At 65.8% G+C, this 14,722-nt stretch carries 15 protein-coding genes; 6 read left to right on the top strand and 9 right to left on the bottom strand.

From position 1 onward, the window contains the following. Window positions 1–87: 87 nt before the first annotated feature. The 9 genes from I6F36_RS17385 to I6F36_RS17345 form a co-directional block, all read right to left on the bottom strand. Window positions 88–570 carry a cytochrome c-type biogenesis protein gene (locus I6F36_RS17385; protein ID WP_036005780.1) on the bottom strand — a complete coding sequence of 161 codons (483 nt, stop codon included), beginning with the start codon at window positions 568–570 and terminating at the stop codon, window positions 88–90. 4 nt (window positions 571–574) lie between these two features. Further along, on the bottom strand, window positions 575–2,557 hold the full coding sequence (locus I6F36_RS17380; protein WP_225171839.1) for a heme lyase CcmF/NrfE family subunit: 1,983 nt from the start codon (window positions 2,555–2,557) through the stop codon (window positions 575–577). Continuing rightward, window positions 2,554–3,078 carry a cytochrome c maturation protein CcmE gene (ccmE, locus tag I6F36_RS17375; protein WP_225127177.1) on the bottom strand — a complete coding sequence of 175 codons (525 nt, stop codon included), beginning with the start codon at window positions 3,076–3,078 and terminating at the stop codon, window positions 2,554–2,556. The genes I6F36_RS17380 and ccmE overlap by 4 nt, the downstream gene beginning before the upstream one ends. Window positions 3,079–3,112: 34 nt before the next feature. Then, window positions 3,113–4,219 carry a c-type cytochrome biogenesis protein CcmI gene (gene ccmI, locus I6F36_RS17370; RefSeq protein WP_036005789.1) on the bottom strand — a complete coding sequence of 369 codons (1,107 nt, stop codon included), beginning with the start codon at window positions 4,217–4,219 and terminating at the stop codon, window positions 3,113–3,115. A 131-nt stretch (window positions 4,220–4,350) separates the two neighbouring features. Continuing rightward, the gene (locus I6F36_RS17365) at window positions 4,351–4,620 is read right to left on the bottom strand and encodes a hypothetical protein (RefSeq protein WP_057027207.1); all 270 of its coding nucleotides are present in this window, start codon (window positions 4,618–4,620) and stop codon (window positions 4,351–4,353) included. Between the two features lie 98 nt (window positions 4,621–4,718). Next, window positions 4,719–6,119: a hypothetical protein gene (locus I6F36_RS17360; RefSeq protein WP_225171838.1), complete on the bottom strand. Its 1,401-nt coding sequence runs from the start codon at window positions 6,117–6,119 to the stop codon at window positions 4,719–4,721. A 161-nt stretch (window positions 6,120–6,280) separates the two neighbouring features. After that, complete coding sequence (locus I6F36_RS17355) at window positions 6,281–7,657, bottom strand: sensor histidine kinase (RefSeq protein WP_109144361.1); 1,377 nt, start codon at window positions 7,655–7,657, stop codon at window positions 6,281–6,283. Window positions 7,658–7,766: 109 nt separating this feature from the next. Continuing rightward, complete coding sequence (locus I6F36_RS17350) at window positions 7,767–8,441, bottom strand: response regulator transcription factor (protein ID WP_036005801.1); 675 nt, start codon at window positions 8,439–8,441, stop codon at window positions 7,767–7,769. A 241-nt stretch (window positions 8,442–8,682) separates the two neighbouring features. Beyond that, window positions 8,683–8,838 carry a hypothetical protein gene (locus I6F36_RS17345; protein ID WP_167361642.1) on the bottom strand — a complete coding sequence of 52 codons (156 nt, stop codon included), beginning with the start codon at window positions 8,836–8,838 and terminating at the stop codon, window positions 8,683–8,685. Between the two features lie 217 nt (window positions 8,839–9,055). Between I6F36_RS17345 and I6F36_RS17340 the strand changes: the two genes are divergently transcribed. The 6 genes from I6F36_RS17340 (at window position 9,056) to I6F36_RS17315 (ending at window position 14,577) form a co-directional block, all read left to right on the top strand. After that, window positions 9,056–10,057, top strand: a complete 1,002-nt coding sequence (locus I6F36_RS17340) for a Ku protein (protein WP_036005804.1) — start codon at window positions 9,056–9,058, stop codon at window positions 10,055–10,057. Between the two features lie 59 nt (window positions 10,058–10,116). Beyond that, window positions 10,117–10,353: a hypothetical protein gene (locus tag I6F36_RS17335; protein WP_225149853.1), complete on the top strand. Its 237-nt coding sequence runs from the start codon at window positions 10,117–10,119 to the stop codon at window positions 10,351–10,353. 259 nt (window positions 10,354–10,612) lie between these two features. Then, window positions 10,613–10,777: a Flp family type IVb pilin gene (locus I6F36_RS17330; protein WP_036005811.1), complete on the top strand. Its 165-nt coding sequence runs from the start codon at window positions 10,613–10,615 to the stop codon at window positions 10,775–10,777. A gap of 121 nt (window positions 10,778–10,898) precedes the next feature. After that, window positions 10,899–12,425, top strand: a complete 1,527-nt coding sequence (locus I6F36_RS17325; RefSeq protein ID WP_225171837.1) for a thymidine phosphorylase family protein — start codon at window positions 10,899–10,901, stop codon at window positions 12,423–12,425. Between the two features lie 3 nt (window positions 12,426–12,428). After that, window positions 12,429–14,024 carry an MBL fold metallo-hydrolase gene (locus I6F36_RS17320; protein WP_225171836.1) on the top strand — a complete coding sequence of 532 codons (1,596 nt, stop codon included), beginning with the start codon at window positions 12,429–12,431 and terminating at the stop codon, window positions 14,022–14,024. A 148-nt stretch (window positions 14,025–14,172) separates the two neighbouring features. Beyond that, on the top strand, window positions 14,173–14,577 hold the full coding sequence (locus tag I6F36_RS17315) for a hypothetical protein (protein WP_225171835.1): 405 nt from the start codon (window positions 14,173–14,175) through the stop codon (window positions 14,575–14,577). Window positions 14,578–14,722 lie beyond the last annotated feature (145 nt).

Here is a 14,722-nt window from a genome sequence, read left to right as displayed (position 1 = left end):
ATCTCGCGACAAGCTTCCAGACAAAGGTCAATTTAGCATGAACCACGCAGCCGTTGCCGCGCACTGCGTGGCACGACGTAGACGGCTTCAGGGCGATTTGGGTTCGTCCGACATCAAGGCCGCGAGCCGTGCCTTCTCGTCGGGCGTGAGCGGCGGTGCCGGTACGTCCACACCAGTTCGCGAGCGGCGGCGGATTTGCAGCCACAGCGCCAGGCCGCCGCCGATCAGCAGCACCGGCCCGAGCAGCCACAGCAGCAGGGTCTGCAGCTCGAAGCGCGGCTTGAGCAGCACGAACTCGCCGTACCGCGCCACCAGGAAATCGAGCACCTGCGAATTGCTGTCGCCGGCCGCGATGCGCTCGCGCACCAGCAGTCTGAGATCGCGTGCCAGCGGCGCATCGGAATCGTCGATCGACTGATTCTGGCAAACCATGCAGCGAAGCTCGCGCGACAATTCGCGCGCGCGCGATTCCTTCACCGGATCCGGCATGATCTCGTCGGGCTGCACGGCGTGGGCCGCCGGCAAAGCCAGCAACACCAACGCGATGAACGCGGCCATCATCCGGCGCATCGGGTCATTCCGCGGGCTGGAGGCGCTGCTTGGCCCGCGCCGGCTTCGGCGCGCCGACCCGCAGACGGCGGTCGGAGAGTGAGAGCACGCCGCCGAACGCCATCAGCACCGGTCCCCACCAGATCAGGAGAACCAGCGGCTTGTGATAGATGCGCACGGCGATGGCGCCTTCGGCGGTGGCGTCGCCGAGCGAGACGTAGAGCTGGCTCGCGCCGCTGGTCAACAGCGCGGCCTCCGTCGTCGAGGAGCCGCGGGTGGTGAAGCTGCGCTTGGACGGCGTCATCACCGTGACCGCCTCGCCATCGCGGCTGATCTTGAACTCTGCGATCATCTCGCGGTAGTTCGGGCCCTGGCGTTGAAACAGTCCGTCGAGCTTCAGATCGTAGCCGGCGACATGGGCAGTCTCGTTCGGTTTCATGGTCGCGATGTATTCGCTGTTCCAGGTGGTCTCGCAGACGATCCCGATCAGCGCAACGCCGAGGCCGGCATGCGCGAACGCGGTGCCCCAGGCCGAGCGCGGCAGGCCGCGCGCCCGGTGCAGCACCGTTGCGAACGGCAGGCGCACCAGGCCCGTCCGCTCGACCAGATCGGTGACCGCGCCGGCGATGACGAAGACGCCGAGGCCGATCGCGAGCGGCGCCAGCGCGCTGCCGCCCCGCACCCAGGCCCAGACGATGGCGACCACGACCAGTCCGGCAACGCCGGCCGCGAGCAGACGTTGCATCACGCCGAGCAGGTCGCCGCGCTTCCACGCCAGCATCGGCCCGAACGGCACCGCGAGCAGCAGCAGCGCGAACAGCGGCGCGAAGCTCAGATTGTAGAAGGGTGCGCCGACCGACATCTTGAAATCGGTGAGCATCTCCATCGCGAGCGGATAGAGCGTGCCGAACAGCACCACCGCGCAGGCCACGGTGAGCAGCAGATTGTTCAGCACTAGCGCGCCCTCGCGCGAGATCGGCGCGAACAGGCCGCCCTGCTTCAGCGAGGTGGCGCGGCCCGCGAACAGCGACAGGCTGCCGCCGATGAACAGGCACAGGATCAAGAGGATGAACACGCCGCGGGTCGGATCGGTGGCGAAGGCGTGCACCGAGGTGATGACGCCCGAGCGCACCAGAAAGGTGCCGAGCAGCGACAGCGAGAAGGTCAGGATCGAGAGCAGGATGGTCCAGACCTTCAGCGCGTTGCGCTTCTCCATCACCAGCGCCGAATGCAAGAGCGCGGTGCCGGCGAGCCACGGCATCAGCGAAGCGTTCTCCACCGGATCCCAGAACCACCAGCCGCCCCAGCCGAGCTCGTAATAGGCCCAGTACGAGCCCATGGCGATGCCGAGGGTCAGGAAGATCCAGGCGACCAGCGTCCAGGGCCGCACCCAGCGCGCCCAGGCCGCATCGATCCGTCCCTCCATCAGCGCCGCGATCGCGAAGGAGAACGAGATCGAGAAGCCGACATAGCCGAGATAGAGCATCGGGGGATGCACGGCGAGACCGATGTCCTGAAGCACGGGATTGAGATCGCGTCCTTCGATCGGCGGGCTGGCGATGCGCAGGAAAGGGTTCGATGTCATCAGGATGAAGAGGTAGAACGCGCTGGCGACCCAGGCCTGCACAGCCAGCACATGCGCGCGCAGCGAGAGCGGCAGATTATTGCCGAAGCTGGCGACCAAGCCGCCGAACAGCGCGAGGATCAACACCCACAGCAGCATCGAGCCTTCATGGTTTCCCCACACGCCGGTAATCTTGTAGAGCAGCGGCTTCATCGAGTGGGAATTCTCGTAGACGTTGGCGACGGAGAAATCCGAGTTCACGTGCAGCATCACCAGCGTCGTGAACGAGGCGCCGACGAACAGCAGCTGAGCCAGTGCGGTCGAGCGCGCCACGTTCATCAGGGCGGCGTCGCCAAGGCGCGCGCCGATCAGCGGCACGACGGACTGGATCAGTGCGAGGGCGAGCGCCAGCACCAGCGCGTAATGTCCTGATTCCGCGATCACCGCACCGCTCCCTGCGGATTACCCTGCGCGGTCGTCGCCGCGGGGGTGGCAGCGCCAGAAGCTTGGGTGCCGGAACCTTGGGGACCGTAATCGTCCTTCCAGTGCCCCTGCTTCTTCAGGGCATCGGCGACGTCCTTGGGCATGTAGGTCTCGTCGTGCTTGGCAAGGACGGTATCGGCCTTGAACACGCCGTTGGCATCGAGTGCGCCTTCCGCGACGACGCCCTGCCCTTCGCGGAACAGATCGGGCAGAATGCCTTTGAAGGCGACCGGCAGCTTGGCGTTGCCGTCGGCGACCTCGAACGTCACCGCAAGATTGTCGCCGCGCTGGAGCGAGCCGGGCTGCACCAGGCCGCCGAGGCGAAACCGCTTGCCGGGCTCGACATGCTTCTCGGCGACCATGGTCGGGGTCGAGAAGAACACGATGGAGTCGCGCAGCGCGTTGAGCACCAGCGCGGCCGCGAGCGCGAGCACGGCGAGCGATCCGCCGATGATGGTCATACGTCGCTGCTTGCGCGTCATGGCGTATCCGTTCTCCGCATCTGTCGTCCCGAAATCATCCGCCGATCCCGAGAGTCTTCAGGCCTTCGTTGAGCTGGCGCAGCCGCTCGGCGTTGCTGGCAACCGCCTGCCGGGCATCGGCCGAAGCGCCCATTGCCTTGTCCCGCTCGCCCATCACGAGATAGGCGCGCACCAGACGCAGCCAGCCCTCGACATCGTCGCCGTTCTGTTTCAGCCGCGTCGCGAGACGATCGACCATGCCGCGCACCATGGCGTTGCGATCGGTTTCGGCCATGTCCTTGGAGGCAGCAATCGTCTCGTCGGACAGCGCCGGCAGCGTGCCGCCCCCACCGACCCGCGCCAGCGAGGACTGCACCAGGGCACGCCACGGCGCATCCGCAGGCGCTTTCGCAAGCAGCGCGCGCCAGATATTGGCCGCGTCGTCCTTGCGGCCGTCCTGCTCGGCGGCAAGGCCCAGAAAGTAATTCGCCTTGGGATCGTCGGCGTTCAAGGCGTGTGCGCGCTCGAATTCGGCCTTGGCCTCGGCGGTCACCACGCCGCCGGCGGCAGCCGAGATCGCTTCGCCGAGATCGGACCTGCGCTCCGCGCTTTCGCCATTGTAGGTGAGCGAGTTGCGATAGGCGCGCACCGCGTCGTCGAAGCGGCCGAGCCGCTCCAGAACCGGCGCGAGCACGTTCCAGCCGCGCCCGTCCGTCGGATTCTTCTCAAGATGCTGCTCGACCTGCACGACGAGGTTCTCGAGCGACTGCGCCATGCCACCCCCGCGCTCCCGCTGCGCAAGGGGAAAGTCCTGCAGCCGGGGCGAGCCGAGTGGCATGTAGACGCCGGCCGCGATGAGCGGCAGTCCGGCAAGCGCCAGCACGGCCGCCGCACGGCGCCATTTGAGGTTCGACTTCGGCGCCGTTGCCGGCTCGCTGGCCGCCGCCGCGAGCAGCCTGCGGCTGACCTCGACGCGCGCAGCCTCCGCCTCCGGCGCCAAGATCAACCCTGCGGCGAGATCACGCTCGATCTCGGCCAGCTGGTCCTTGTAGACCGCGACCTCGCTGCCCTGATCTTGTGCGCGGCTGGTGCGGCCAAGCGGCAAGAGCACGGCGAAAATCGCCGCGACCGTCATCAGCGCGAACACGAACCATAGCGTCATCTGGCAAGCTTCCGGCGGCGCCCGAACCGCGCCTGTAGGTGCCTTTACACCACGGCCGGACGATGCGGCAATTGACAATTGTCAAGGCGGCGCAACCGCATGTAGTGCCGAAAAGGTGAAAATCCAACGGCTTAGCCGATCTCGAAGTCGACACTTTGCGCGGCCTGCTCGCCGTGCCCGTCGAAGGCCTTTAGGAAGTATGTTCCCGGCTTGATTGCATCCGGCAATCTGATGCGCAGCGCTCCGACCGGAACCCGAGATGCAACCCTGGTGGCGGTCTCAGGCAGCTGCCGATCGCTGGCCTTCTCGACCAGCACCACCTTGGCTCCAACCATCAGCCGTTGATACTTGGCAACGATGACGCGGTTCTCAATTTCAATCGAGCTGATGACCGGTTTCATGCGCCTACAGATGGAAATTTCCAGACTTGCACCGCGAAAGTACGGTGCGCCATCGGCGTCGTCAACTTAAAATTGTGATCAGGAAAAATGCGCGCCGATCAGCCTGCGCGCGACGATTTGCGCTCGCCCGTGAGTGCATTTTCGGCGGCCCGGCTCATCAATGAGGCGTAATCGTCGCCGAACAGCACCTGGCAGAAGCGGATCGCGGCCTGCACCTGCTGCTGCCGATAGGTGCGGACCTTGTGATCGGCGGCACGCAGCGACTGCACCAGCTGCTCGGTCGACCGTTCCACATATTGCTGGAGATCGGAGAAGGTACGCAGCGTCACCTCGTTGATCGCAAGCTCGCTCGCATAGTTGCGGCACGTCGCGACGAAGTCGATCAGTGCCACCGTTTCCTCGACTTCGGTGCTGTCGATCCGCGCGCCCGGCGGAATGTCCTTTTCGGGGCGCTGGCGCAGGATGCGGCGGACGCGGCCGGGAACGCTGTCGATCTCGGACTGCAGCGCATTGGAGATGTCGGCCCGGATCGACGTCAGTTGCTTGCCCCAGGTCGAATCGTTGCGCAGGTCGAGCTCGGTGCGCAGTCCGCGCACGCCGTCGTGCAGCGTCTTGAGGTTGCCGGCGACATTGTCGAAATGGCCGCGCTTGATGTCCATGCGCAGGACCGCGGCGACGCAGGACAAATCGTGCAGGGCCATCGGGACGGCCATACCGTAGGGCGTCGCCGCGACGCGGATCTCGTCATCGGACGCCGCTATCTTGACCGCAAGGCGGATGATCTGCCAGGGCGCGGTCATCCGCTGCACGACGATCGACAAGGCGAAAGGCAGCATCTGCGGCGTCTGAAGCGCCGGAATGTTGAGCGCCGACGTCACCGAGGCGATCTGGGAATCCCCGAAGGCCCGCAAGGTGCGCGGTAATTTCTCGTTCAATGTCGCAATGGCGTCCCGGACCTGGAGCACCGCACCGATCGAATAGAGATCCTCGATCACGTTGGGCGGTCCGACCCGGGCCAGCGCCCGCGACTTGTCGCCGCCGCCCGGCCCCGTCAGCTCGAAGATGGCGTCCGCGGCCACCGCCTGAAGCTTCTGCGCCAGGGCTTCGACCTGCCCAGCACTGTCCGCCGGCATGCGCGCCAGCGCCGCCTCGAATTCGTTCACCTTGTCCGGTGCGCCGTCACGGCCAAGCCACTGCCAGATCGGCTGCAGCGAGGAGCGGCGAATCTGGCCGGCCCTGACAGGAGTGCCCGCTTCGACGAGGAACGGTTCCAACACCTGGAATAGGAGCCGCGACAGATCGTCCGTGCGCGGCGGCAAAGCCTCGTCGGCCTCGCTCTTGCGGACGATCTTGCGCAGCTGCTCGAGCACGAGGGTGGCCACCGCCGTGTCCTGGCCGCGCTCCAGCGCACGCTCGAACTCCCGCATCAGCAGTGCCTGCGACTGCGGCGGGAGCTGCGCGAGATATTCCCTCAGCCGCTCGATCGATGTCTGGCTCATGCGCCCGGGTAATGCACGGTAAAATGGCGGACATGGGATGGGTCCGGCGCGATCATAGGGGGTCCCCACTTAAGAAGCCGTTTAGGAAGCTGCCTCGAATGCCTCCCATGCTTCGCTGGAGGAGCCTCGGCCGCGCCGGAAATTGTCGTCGAAACAAGGGATTATAGTCCGGGAAGAACCAGCTCGGCGCGCAGACCCCCAGTCGGAGCGCTGCCGAGCGAAAGGCTGCCGCCATAGAGGGCCGCGAGGTCGGTCACGATCGACAGCCCCAGTCCCGACCCGGGCTTGGACTCGTCGAGGCGCTTGCCGCGCCGGGCGACCTGGGCGCGCTCGGCTTCCGACAGACCACGGCCGTCGTCGTCGACGATGACCCGCAAACGCGGGCCGGCGCCGGCCCGCTGTTGCGGCTCGACCAGGACCTCAATGAGGACGCGGGAGGCCGCCCATTTGCAGGCATTGTCGACGAGATTGCCGACCATCTCCTCAAGATCCTGCCGCTCGCCCCGGAACTTGGCGGATGGATCGGCCTTGGCCTCGACCACGATGCCGCGGTCGCGATGGATCTTCTCCATGGTCCGCCGCAGCCCCTCGATGGCAGGCGCCACCTCCGTCACGGTCGCGACCACCGAGACCCGTGCCGCGATGCGGGCGCGCTCCAGATGATGGGCGACCTGGTCGCGCATCACATCCGCCTGCTCCATCACCTTCTCCGCGAACGGATCGGCGGCATGCGCGCTGGCTTCGTTGACGATGACCGAAAGCGGCGTCTTGATCGCATGAGCGAGATTGCCGACATGGGTGCGCGCCCGCTCGACGATCTCGCGATTGGCGTCGATCAGCGCGTTGGTCTCGCGCGCCAGCGGCGCGATCTCGACCGGGAATTCGCCCTCGAGCCGTTCGGCCCGCCCGGAGCGGATGTCGGCGATCGCGTCCGAGATGCGCTTGAGCGGTGCAAGGCCGAAACGGACCTGGAACACGGTCGTCAGCAGCAGCACGATGCCGAGCGCCGTGAAGGTGCCGCCGAGATAGTAGTCGAAGCTGCGTGTCTCGTCGAAAATCTCGGTATCGTCCCCGGCGACGCTGACCAGAAATTTGCCGTCGGCACCGAGATCGACCGGCCGTTCCACCATGCGCAGATTCTGCCCTTCCGGCCCGTCGACATAGGCGAGGCGGATGCCGGCGGCGGTGAGCTCGGCACCCTGCTCTTCGAGCTTCGGTAGCTTCTTGTCCCAAAGCGAGCGCGAGGAGCGCACTTCCGGCTTTTCGGTGTCGGTCCGCGTGATCTGCCAGTACCAGCCGGACAGCGGCAGGTCGAACAGGGGCTCGCCAAGCGACTGGAACTGGCGGTCCGGCGGCTCGTCGGGCGTTGCGACCTCGGCGATGAGGGTGCGCAGATAGAGATTGAGCCGGCGGTCGAAGGCGCGCTCGGTGGCGTTCTTGTAGACTGACGACAGCACCACGCCTGTGATGGCCAGGATCACCACGAGCCAGGCGGTCGCCGACAGGAACAGTCGGTTCGCAAGCGAGCTAGCGGCCATCGGAATGATCCCGGGCGGCGCAGGATGGCAGGTGGTCGGACGTCATGACCGGACCAAGGGCCCTGTTCGGCCTCCCGTCAAGCCAAGATACTTCAAAGGCCGGAACGCCTCAGGCGCCCGGGGCCGGCGGCGGGGTCAGGAGATAGCCCAGGCCGCGGACGGTCTGGATGATGTCGACGTCGAGCTTCTTGCGGATGCGGCCGACGAAGACCTCGATGGTGTTGGAGTCGCGGTCGAAATCCTGGTCGTAGAGATGCTCGACCAGCTCGGTGCGCGAGACCACCCGCCCGGAATGGTGCATCAAGTAGGCCAGAAGCCGATATTCGTGCGAGGTCATCTTGATGGGATTGCCCGACACGCTGACCCGGCCGGTTCGGGTGTCGAGCGTAACCGGGCCGCAGGTCAATTCGCTCTGGGCATGGCCGGTGGAGCGGCGCAGCAGGGCGCGGATGCGCGCCAGCACCTCCTCCAGGTGGAACGGCTTTGCGACGTAGTCGTCGGCGCCGGCATCGAAGCCCTGCACCTTGTCGCTCCAGCGGTCGCGTGCAGTGAGGATCAGGACCGGCATGGTGCGGCCGTTGCGGCGCCAGGCTTCCAGCACCGAGATGCCGTCCTTCTTCGGCAGGCCGATATCGAGCACCACGGCGTCATACGGCTCGTTGTCGCCGAGATAGTGCCCCTCCTCCCCGTCGAAAGCCCGATCGACGACATAGCCGGCGTCGGTCAGCGCCTTGGTGAGCTGGCGATTGAGATCGGGGTCGTCCTCAACAACGAGCAGGCGCACGCTTCTCTCCAAGGATAGGCTGCAAGAACAGGCGACATGAACACCGCCACAGATGAGCAATTCGGGCGTGAACTGAATATGAACGCAGGGAACCGGGCTACGTTACTTTTTGGTCATGTACGACCCGGCGCGCGCAAATGCGACTGCGCCCACCATGCCGCCGGAGGAGCCGGCGGCATGGTGGGCGCAACGTGCCGCATCGCGCGGCGAGCCGGAAGGTGCCGGCGTGCTGATCCGGCCGTCAGGTCCGGAAGAACACGAACCAGACGACGGCGAGGATCAGGATCGCAAGCCCGGTCGAGATGGCGAGCAGCGCCGCCACCGAAGGTCCGGGCTCGCCCTGGCGCGCCTCGGTCGGAGTTTCGACGATCCGGTTCTGCTCTCGCCTGGTTGCCATGGTGACCTCGATCTGTGGCTGTCGCGTCGGATGGCCGCGACCTCCTCGGCGATGAATTGCCGGGGCAACGCGTCATCTCGGGCGATGTTCCGGTCCAGCAAACACGGCGCAGGCGGCGATTAACGCCGTTGCAAGATTCCGCGCCGGCGGTTGCTATGATTCGCAACTGGGCGATGGTATCCTCAAAGCTTGTCCGCTGTTGCGTCTGGAGTAGCCCATGGCCCCCCGCGCCAATTGGAAGGGTTTTCTGCGTCTGTCGCTCGTGACCTGCCCGGTCGCGCTCTATCCGGCTACTTCGGATACGGAGAAGGTTTCGTTCAACCAGATCAACCGCAAGACCGGCCACCGCATCAAGTATCTCAAGGTCGATGCCGAGACCGGCGACGAGGTGACCTCCGAGGACATCGTCAAGGGCTACAAGGTCGACACCGACACTTATATCGAGGTCACCAAGGACGAGCTGGACGACATCGCGCTCGATTCCACCCACACGATCGAGATCGACGAGTTCGTGCCCAAGGCCGACATCGACAACCGCTATCTGATCCGCCCCTACTACCTCGTGCCGGACGGCAAGGTCGGCCACGACGCCTATGCGGTGATCCGCGAGACCATCCGCAGCATGGACAAGGTCGCGATCGGCCGCGTGGTGCTGACCAACCGCGAGCACATCATCGCGCTGGAGCCGCTCGAGAACGGGCTGATGGGCACGCTGCTGCGCTACCCCTACGAGGTCCGCAGCGAGAAGGAATATTTCGACGACATCCAGGACGTGAAGCTGACGAGGGACATGCTCGACCTCGCCAAGCACATCGTCGAGAAGAAGTCCGGCGCGTTCGAGCCCGAGCTGTTCGAGGATCATTACGAGACCGCTCTGATCGATCTCATCAACAAGAAGCGCAGCGGCATGCCGATCACCGCCAAGGCCGCACCGAAGACCGGCGGCAACGTCATCAGCTTGATGGACGCGCTGAAGAAGAGCATCGCGAACGAGAAGGACGCGGCCCCCGCGGCGAAGGTCGCCAGGGACACGGACAAGGAGACCGCCAAGGACACCAAGGCCAAGAAGCCGAAGAAGCGCGTCGAGGGCCAGCGCGAGATGCTGCTGCCGATATCAGGCAAGGGCGGCAAGGACGCTGCGGCGAAGGCTGCGACCACGCCGAAGAAGGCCGCCGACAAGCCGGTGCGCGCGCCGGCGCGGGCAAAGAAGGCCGGCTGACAGCACCACGCCCCGCGATCACGCCGTGATGTCTCTCCTCGCCGATCGGCCGGCCTGACATGCCCTGGTCGACGGCGTTCGACGATCCCGTCCGCGTGAGCAACAAGCGCAAGTTGTTCACGCTTCAAGAAGCCGCCGACTACATCATGGAGCTGCCCGAGGACGCTCAGCACGAGGCGCATTGGCAGACGGCGATCGAGACCTTGATCAATGCGGCCGAGACCGGCGGCGGCTGGGTGATGTTCGCCCGCATCGCGATGTTGCGGGCGCTGAATGCGGACGGCCGGCGCGGATGAGCGCGATCGAGACATCCTTGCCTATTCGTTGACGAACAGGCTCAACAATCGGTTAAGCGGCCAAGCCAATGGGGGCAATGCAACAGGCTGTCGGTTTGACTTCATTTGAACAGATCGACGGAACCCTAATTTAATGAATGCCGTCGTACGAGGTAAGGTGCGATCGCCGTGTTTTGGCGCGCTCGAAGATTTATTCGATCGATTTGCAAGTCCGATAACGACGCGACCATCCATCGGATCGGATGAACAGGAGTTGGCAATGCGTCTGCTTAGGTCCTTCCTTGCCGATGAGAATGGCGCAACCGCAATCGAGTACGGCCTGATCGCCGCAGGGATCGCTCTGGCAATCGTGACCATCGTCAACAGCACGGGCGCTGCGCTGCTCAACAACAAGTTCAACTCGGTCAGCACGGCGATGAAGTAACCGCCGGCCAACGGCCTGCGCAGCGGCTGCCCGCCGGAGCGGCGGGCCATGATCTGGGTCAACAGCATCGGGACGGCGACGTCTAAGCATGGAGGTCCGACTCCCTGCTGCCGGCCCGTCCATGCATCCAGACCTTCCGCATTCCCAACTGAAGATCCGCCGCGTCCGCCTCGACACCGGCCGTGAGAACGTCGTCGTCGTCTCGAGGCGCTCCAAGGCGCTGCGCGCGGAGATCTTCCGCGGTTTCAGCCGCGTCGAGCTTCGTCAGGGCGGCAAGGTTCTGCTGGCGACCCTGCTGATCACGGACGACGATACGCTCGCGGCTCCCGACGAGATCGGCCTCTCCGAGCCTGCGTTCCGGCGCTTCGCCGAAGCGGTCGGAACGGAGGTCACGGTCAGGCCCGCCTCGCCTCCGGAGAGCCTGGAAGCGGTGCGTGCGAAGATCCGCGGACGAACTCTGAGCCAGGCCGAGATCGGCGCGATCATCAGCGACCTTGCCCATTATCGCTACTCCGACATGGAGATCGCCGCCTTCCTGATCGGGTCGGCGAGCTTCATCACCAGCGACGAGCTGCTCGCCCTCACGGGGGCCATGGCGCAGGCCGGCACGCAATTGGTCTGGCCGACCCCTGTCGTCGTCGACAAGCATTGCATCGGCGGCATCCCCGGCAACCGCACCTCGATGGTGGTGGTGCCGATCGTCGCCGCGCATGGCCTGCCGATCCCGAAGACCTCCTCGCGCGCGATCACCTCGCCGGCCGGCACCGCCGACACGATGGAGGTGCTGGCGCGGGTGAATATCTCCGTCGAGGAGATGAAGGCGATCGTCTCCTCCTGCAACGGCTGCCTGATCTGGGGCGGGCACGTGAACCTGTCGCCGGCCGACGACGTCCTGATCTCGGTCGAGCGCCCGCTGAGCCTGGATACTCGCGAGCAGATGGTCGCGTCCATCATGTCCAAGAAGATCGCGGCAGGCTCGACCCATCTGCTGATCGACATTCCGGTCGGGCCGACCGCGAAGGTCACCGGCGGCGTCGAGGCCATGCGGCTGCGAAAGCTGTTCGAATTCGTCGGCGACCGCTTCGGCCGGACGGTCGAGGTGATCACGACCGACGGCAGCCAGCCGATCGGCAACGGCATTGGGCCGGTGCTGGAGGCCAACGACGTCATGGCGGTGCTCGGCAATGACAAGGATGCGCCGCGCGATCTGCGCGAGAAGTCGCTCCGGCTCGCCGCCCATCTGCTGGAATACGATCCCAAGCTGCGCGGCGGGGCCGGCTATGCCCGGGCGCGCGAACTGCTGGATAGCGGCGCGGCACTGAAGCAGATGCAGAAGATCATCGACGCACAGGGCCCCTCGACATGCAGCAACGAGCTCGGACCGCTCAGCTTCGACGTCGAGGCGAGGCATGATGGCATCGTGTCCGCAATCGACTGCCTGCGTCTGAACCGCCTCGCCCGCACCGCCGGCGCGCCGCTCGACAAGGGCGCAGGCATCCGCCTGTTCAAGAAGATCGGCGACCGCGTCGAGCAGGGCGAGCCACTCTATCGCGTCTACACGTTCGGCCGGTCGGAGCACGATTTGGCGGCCAGCGCGACTGCGGCCGACGACGGCTATGCGATCAACGGCAAGCCCCTCGGAGAATGACAGATGAGCATCACCGTTCGATTCTGCGGTGCCACCCGCACCGTGACCGGCTCGAGCTATCTGTTCCAGACCGCAAGCGGCTGTTTCCTGGTCGATTGCGGATTGTTCCAGGGCCAGAAGACGCTGAAGGAGCTCAATTATCGCGCCTTTCCGTTTCGCCCCGCCGACATCGATGCGGTGCTGCTCACGCACGCTCACATCGACCATAGCGGTCTCTTGCCGAAGCTCGTGCGCGCGGGCTTCGAGGGGCCGATCCTGGCGACGCGCGGCACGATCGACCTCTGCTCCTACATGCTGCCCGATGCCGGCAACATCCAGGAATCGGAGGTCAAGCAGCTCAACCGGCGCAATGCTTCGCGCGGGCGCAAGGAGGTCGAGCCGATCTACACGCAGGCCGACGCGATCGCATCGCTGCGATCGTTCCGCGCCGTCGACTACGAACGATGGACCGACGTGATCCCCGGCGTCCGCGCACGCTACTGGAACGCCGGCCATTTGCTCGGCTCCGCCTCGATCGAGCTGGAAATCGCCGAGCAAGGCGCGGCGCGGCCGCTGCGCGTGCTCGTCTCCGGCGACGTCGGGCCGGAGGCCAAGCTGCTCCAGCCCGATCCCGAAGCGCCGAGCGATTTCGACTACGTCATCTCGGAATCGACCTATGGCGACCGCGCGCGCGAGGCCACGACACCTGCGCTTCGCCGCAAGCACCTCGCGGCCGAGGTGCGCGATGCCGCGGCGGCCGGCGGCGCGCTGCTGCTGCCGGCCTTCGCGGTCGAGCGCACCCAGGAGCTGATCGTCGATCTCGTCGACCTGATGGAGCACCGCGAGATTCCGACGGCGCCGATTTTCCTCGATTCACCGCTCGCGATCCGCGCGACCGAAGTGTTCCGCCGCCATTCCGAGAGCCTCGATCCGTCGGTCGACGCCACGCGCCTGCTCAACTCGCCGCATCTGAAATTCACCGAGACCGCGGACGAGAGCAAGGCGATCATGCGTCTGTCCGGATTTCACATCATCATCGCCGCGAGCGGCATGTGCGATGCGGGCCGGATCCGCCATCATCTGAAGCGCTGGCTGTGGAACGAGCGCGCGACCGTGCTTCTGGCCGGCTTCCAGGCCAACGGCACGCTCGGCCGCTTCCTTCAGAACGGGGCCAAGGCCGTCCGCATCCAGGGCGACGAGATCAAGGTCGCCGCCCGCATCCGCATGATCGACGAATATTCGGGTCATGCCGACGGAGCCGGCATGGCCAGCTGGATCGCGGCGCGTCGTCCCATCGCGCGCGGGCTGTTCCTGGTCCACGGCGAGGAAGCGGCGGTTGCGGGCCTGGCCGAGCGCATCGCCGAGCGCATCATTCCCGCGGCCAGGATCTACCAGCCGATGCTGGACGACACTTTCGAGCTCGCGGCACCCGAACCGCGCGTGCTCGACGCCGATCGTCGCCGGCGACTGTCGCCGGAGGCCGTGACGCGTCTCGACTGGCACAACGAGATGTCCGAGCTGATGCTCGACATCAACGATCGCGTCGCAGCCGCCGCCGACGACCGCGCCCGCGGCGTCATCATCCGAAGGCTGCGGCGGGCGCTGCAGGAAACGGCGTAGCGCCGGCGGAAACAATAATCCGGATTGCGCCTCGCTTCATCCAGGCTACGGCGCTTTGACGGCCCTCTGGGTGCTGATATTCTCCGGCGGAACGGGCTCGACGAGCCATGCCGTCAATCGATCAACCAGCGCTGCCGAGAGAATGCGGATGAGACGCGTGATGCTCCTGACGATCGGCCTCATGTCTGTCGTCGCCTGGCCGCACGACAGCGCCAGAGGCCAAACTTCGGCCGCGCCGCCGGTTTCGCTTGCTCGGCCCGATGCAGCGCCGCCACGCCCGGGTGCCACCAAGCCCGCCCGGGTAACGACGAACGGAACTCCAGCAGCGACGTCCAGCAGGGAGCCTTCCGTGATTGGCCGGCCTCAACCGAATCCGGCCGCCGACTACGATGGCTTCAGCGTCGGCACCGTCGATGACGTTGGCACTCCGAGCCGCGTGACGCCGGCCGTGCGTTCACGCGCAGCAAGGGACGCCAGGTCCGATCCGGATGGTCTCGATCAAGAAGATGAGGCGTTGAAGCGAAAGCTGATGATCTGCCAGAGCTGCAAATAGCAGAGCAATCGGATATGACTTGTGGCGGCGGCCTGCGCCTCGTCCTTCGAGACGGCGCTGACGCGCCTCCTCAGGATGAGGCTAGTCAGCATCAGTGCTCGTTGAAATGGCTGCCGCGCACTCCGCCCTCATCCTGAGGAGCCCG

This window comes from Bradyrhizobium sp. BRP19, from assembly GCF_020194195.1.
Classification (GTDB): domain Bacteria; phylum Pseudomonadota; class Alphaproteobacteria; order Rhizobiales; family Xanthobacteraceae; genus Bradyrhizobium; species Bradyrhizobium yuanmingense.
Note: the sequence above shows the minus strand (reverse complement) of the source record. Positions and strands in the feature narration are given on the sequence as shown.

Bases quoted from the DNA above. Each gene is read 5' to 3' on its own strand.
- I6F36_RS17385 (WP_036005780.1), bottom strand. From the start codon at position 570: ATGCGCCGGATGATGGCCGCGTTCATCGCGTTGGTGTTGCTGGCTTTG.
- ccmE (WP_225127177.1), bottom strand. From the start codon at position 3,078: ATGACGCGCAAGCAGCGACGTATGACCATCATCGGCGGATCGCTCGCC.
- ccmI (WP_036005789.1), bottom strand. From the start codon at position 4,219: ATGACGCTATGGTTCGTGTTCGCGCTGATGACGGTCGCGGCGATTTTC.
- I6F36_RS17365 (WP_057027207.1), bottom strand. From the start codon at position 4,620: ATGAAACCGGTCATCAGCTCGATTGAAATTGAGAACCGCGTCATCGTT.
- I6F36_RS17360 (WP_225171838.1), bottom strand. From the start codon at position 6,119: ATGAGCCAGACATCGATCGAGCGGCTGAGGGAATATCTCGCGCAGCTC.
- I6F36_RS17355 (WP_109144361.1), bottom strand. From the start codon at position 7,657: ATGGCCGCTAGCTCGCTTGCGAACCGACTGTTCCTGTCGGCGACCGCC.
- I6F36_RS17345 (WP_167361642.1), bottom strand. From the start codon at position 8,838: ATGGCAACCAGGCGAGAGCAGAACCGGATCGTCGAAACTCCGACCGAG.
- I6F36_RS17340 (WP_036005804.1), top strand. From the start codon at position 9,056: ATGGCCCCCCGCGCCAATTGGAAGGGTTTTCTGCGTCTGTCGCTCGTG.
- I6F36_RS17335 (WP_225149853.1), top strand. From the start codon at position 10,117: ATGCCCTGGTCGACGGCGTTCGACGATCCCGTCCGCGTGAGCAACAAG.
- I6F36_RS17330 (WP_036005811.1), top strand. From the start codon at position 10,613: ATGCGTCTGCTTAGGTCCTTCCTTGCCGATGAGAATGGCGCAACCGCA.
- I6F36_RS17325 (WP_225171837.1), top strand. From the start codon at position 10,899: ATGCATCCAGACCTTCCGCATTCCCAACTGAAGATCCGCCGCGTCCGC.
- I6F36_RS17320 (WP_225171836.1), top strand. From the start codon at position 12,429: ATGAGCATCACCGTTCGATTCTGCGGTGCCACCCGCACCGTGACCGGC.
- I6F36_RS17315 (WP_225171835.1), top strand. From the start codon at position 14,173: ATGAGACGCGTGATGCTCCTGACGATCGGCCTCATGTCTGTCGTCGCC.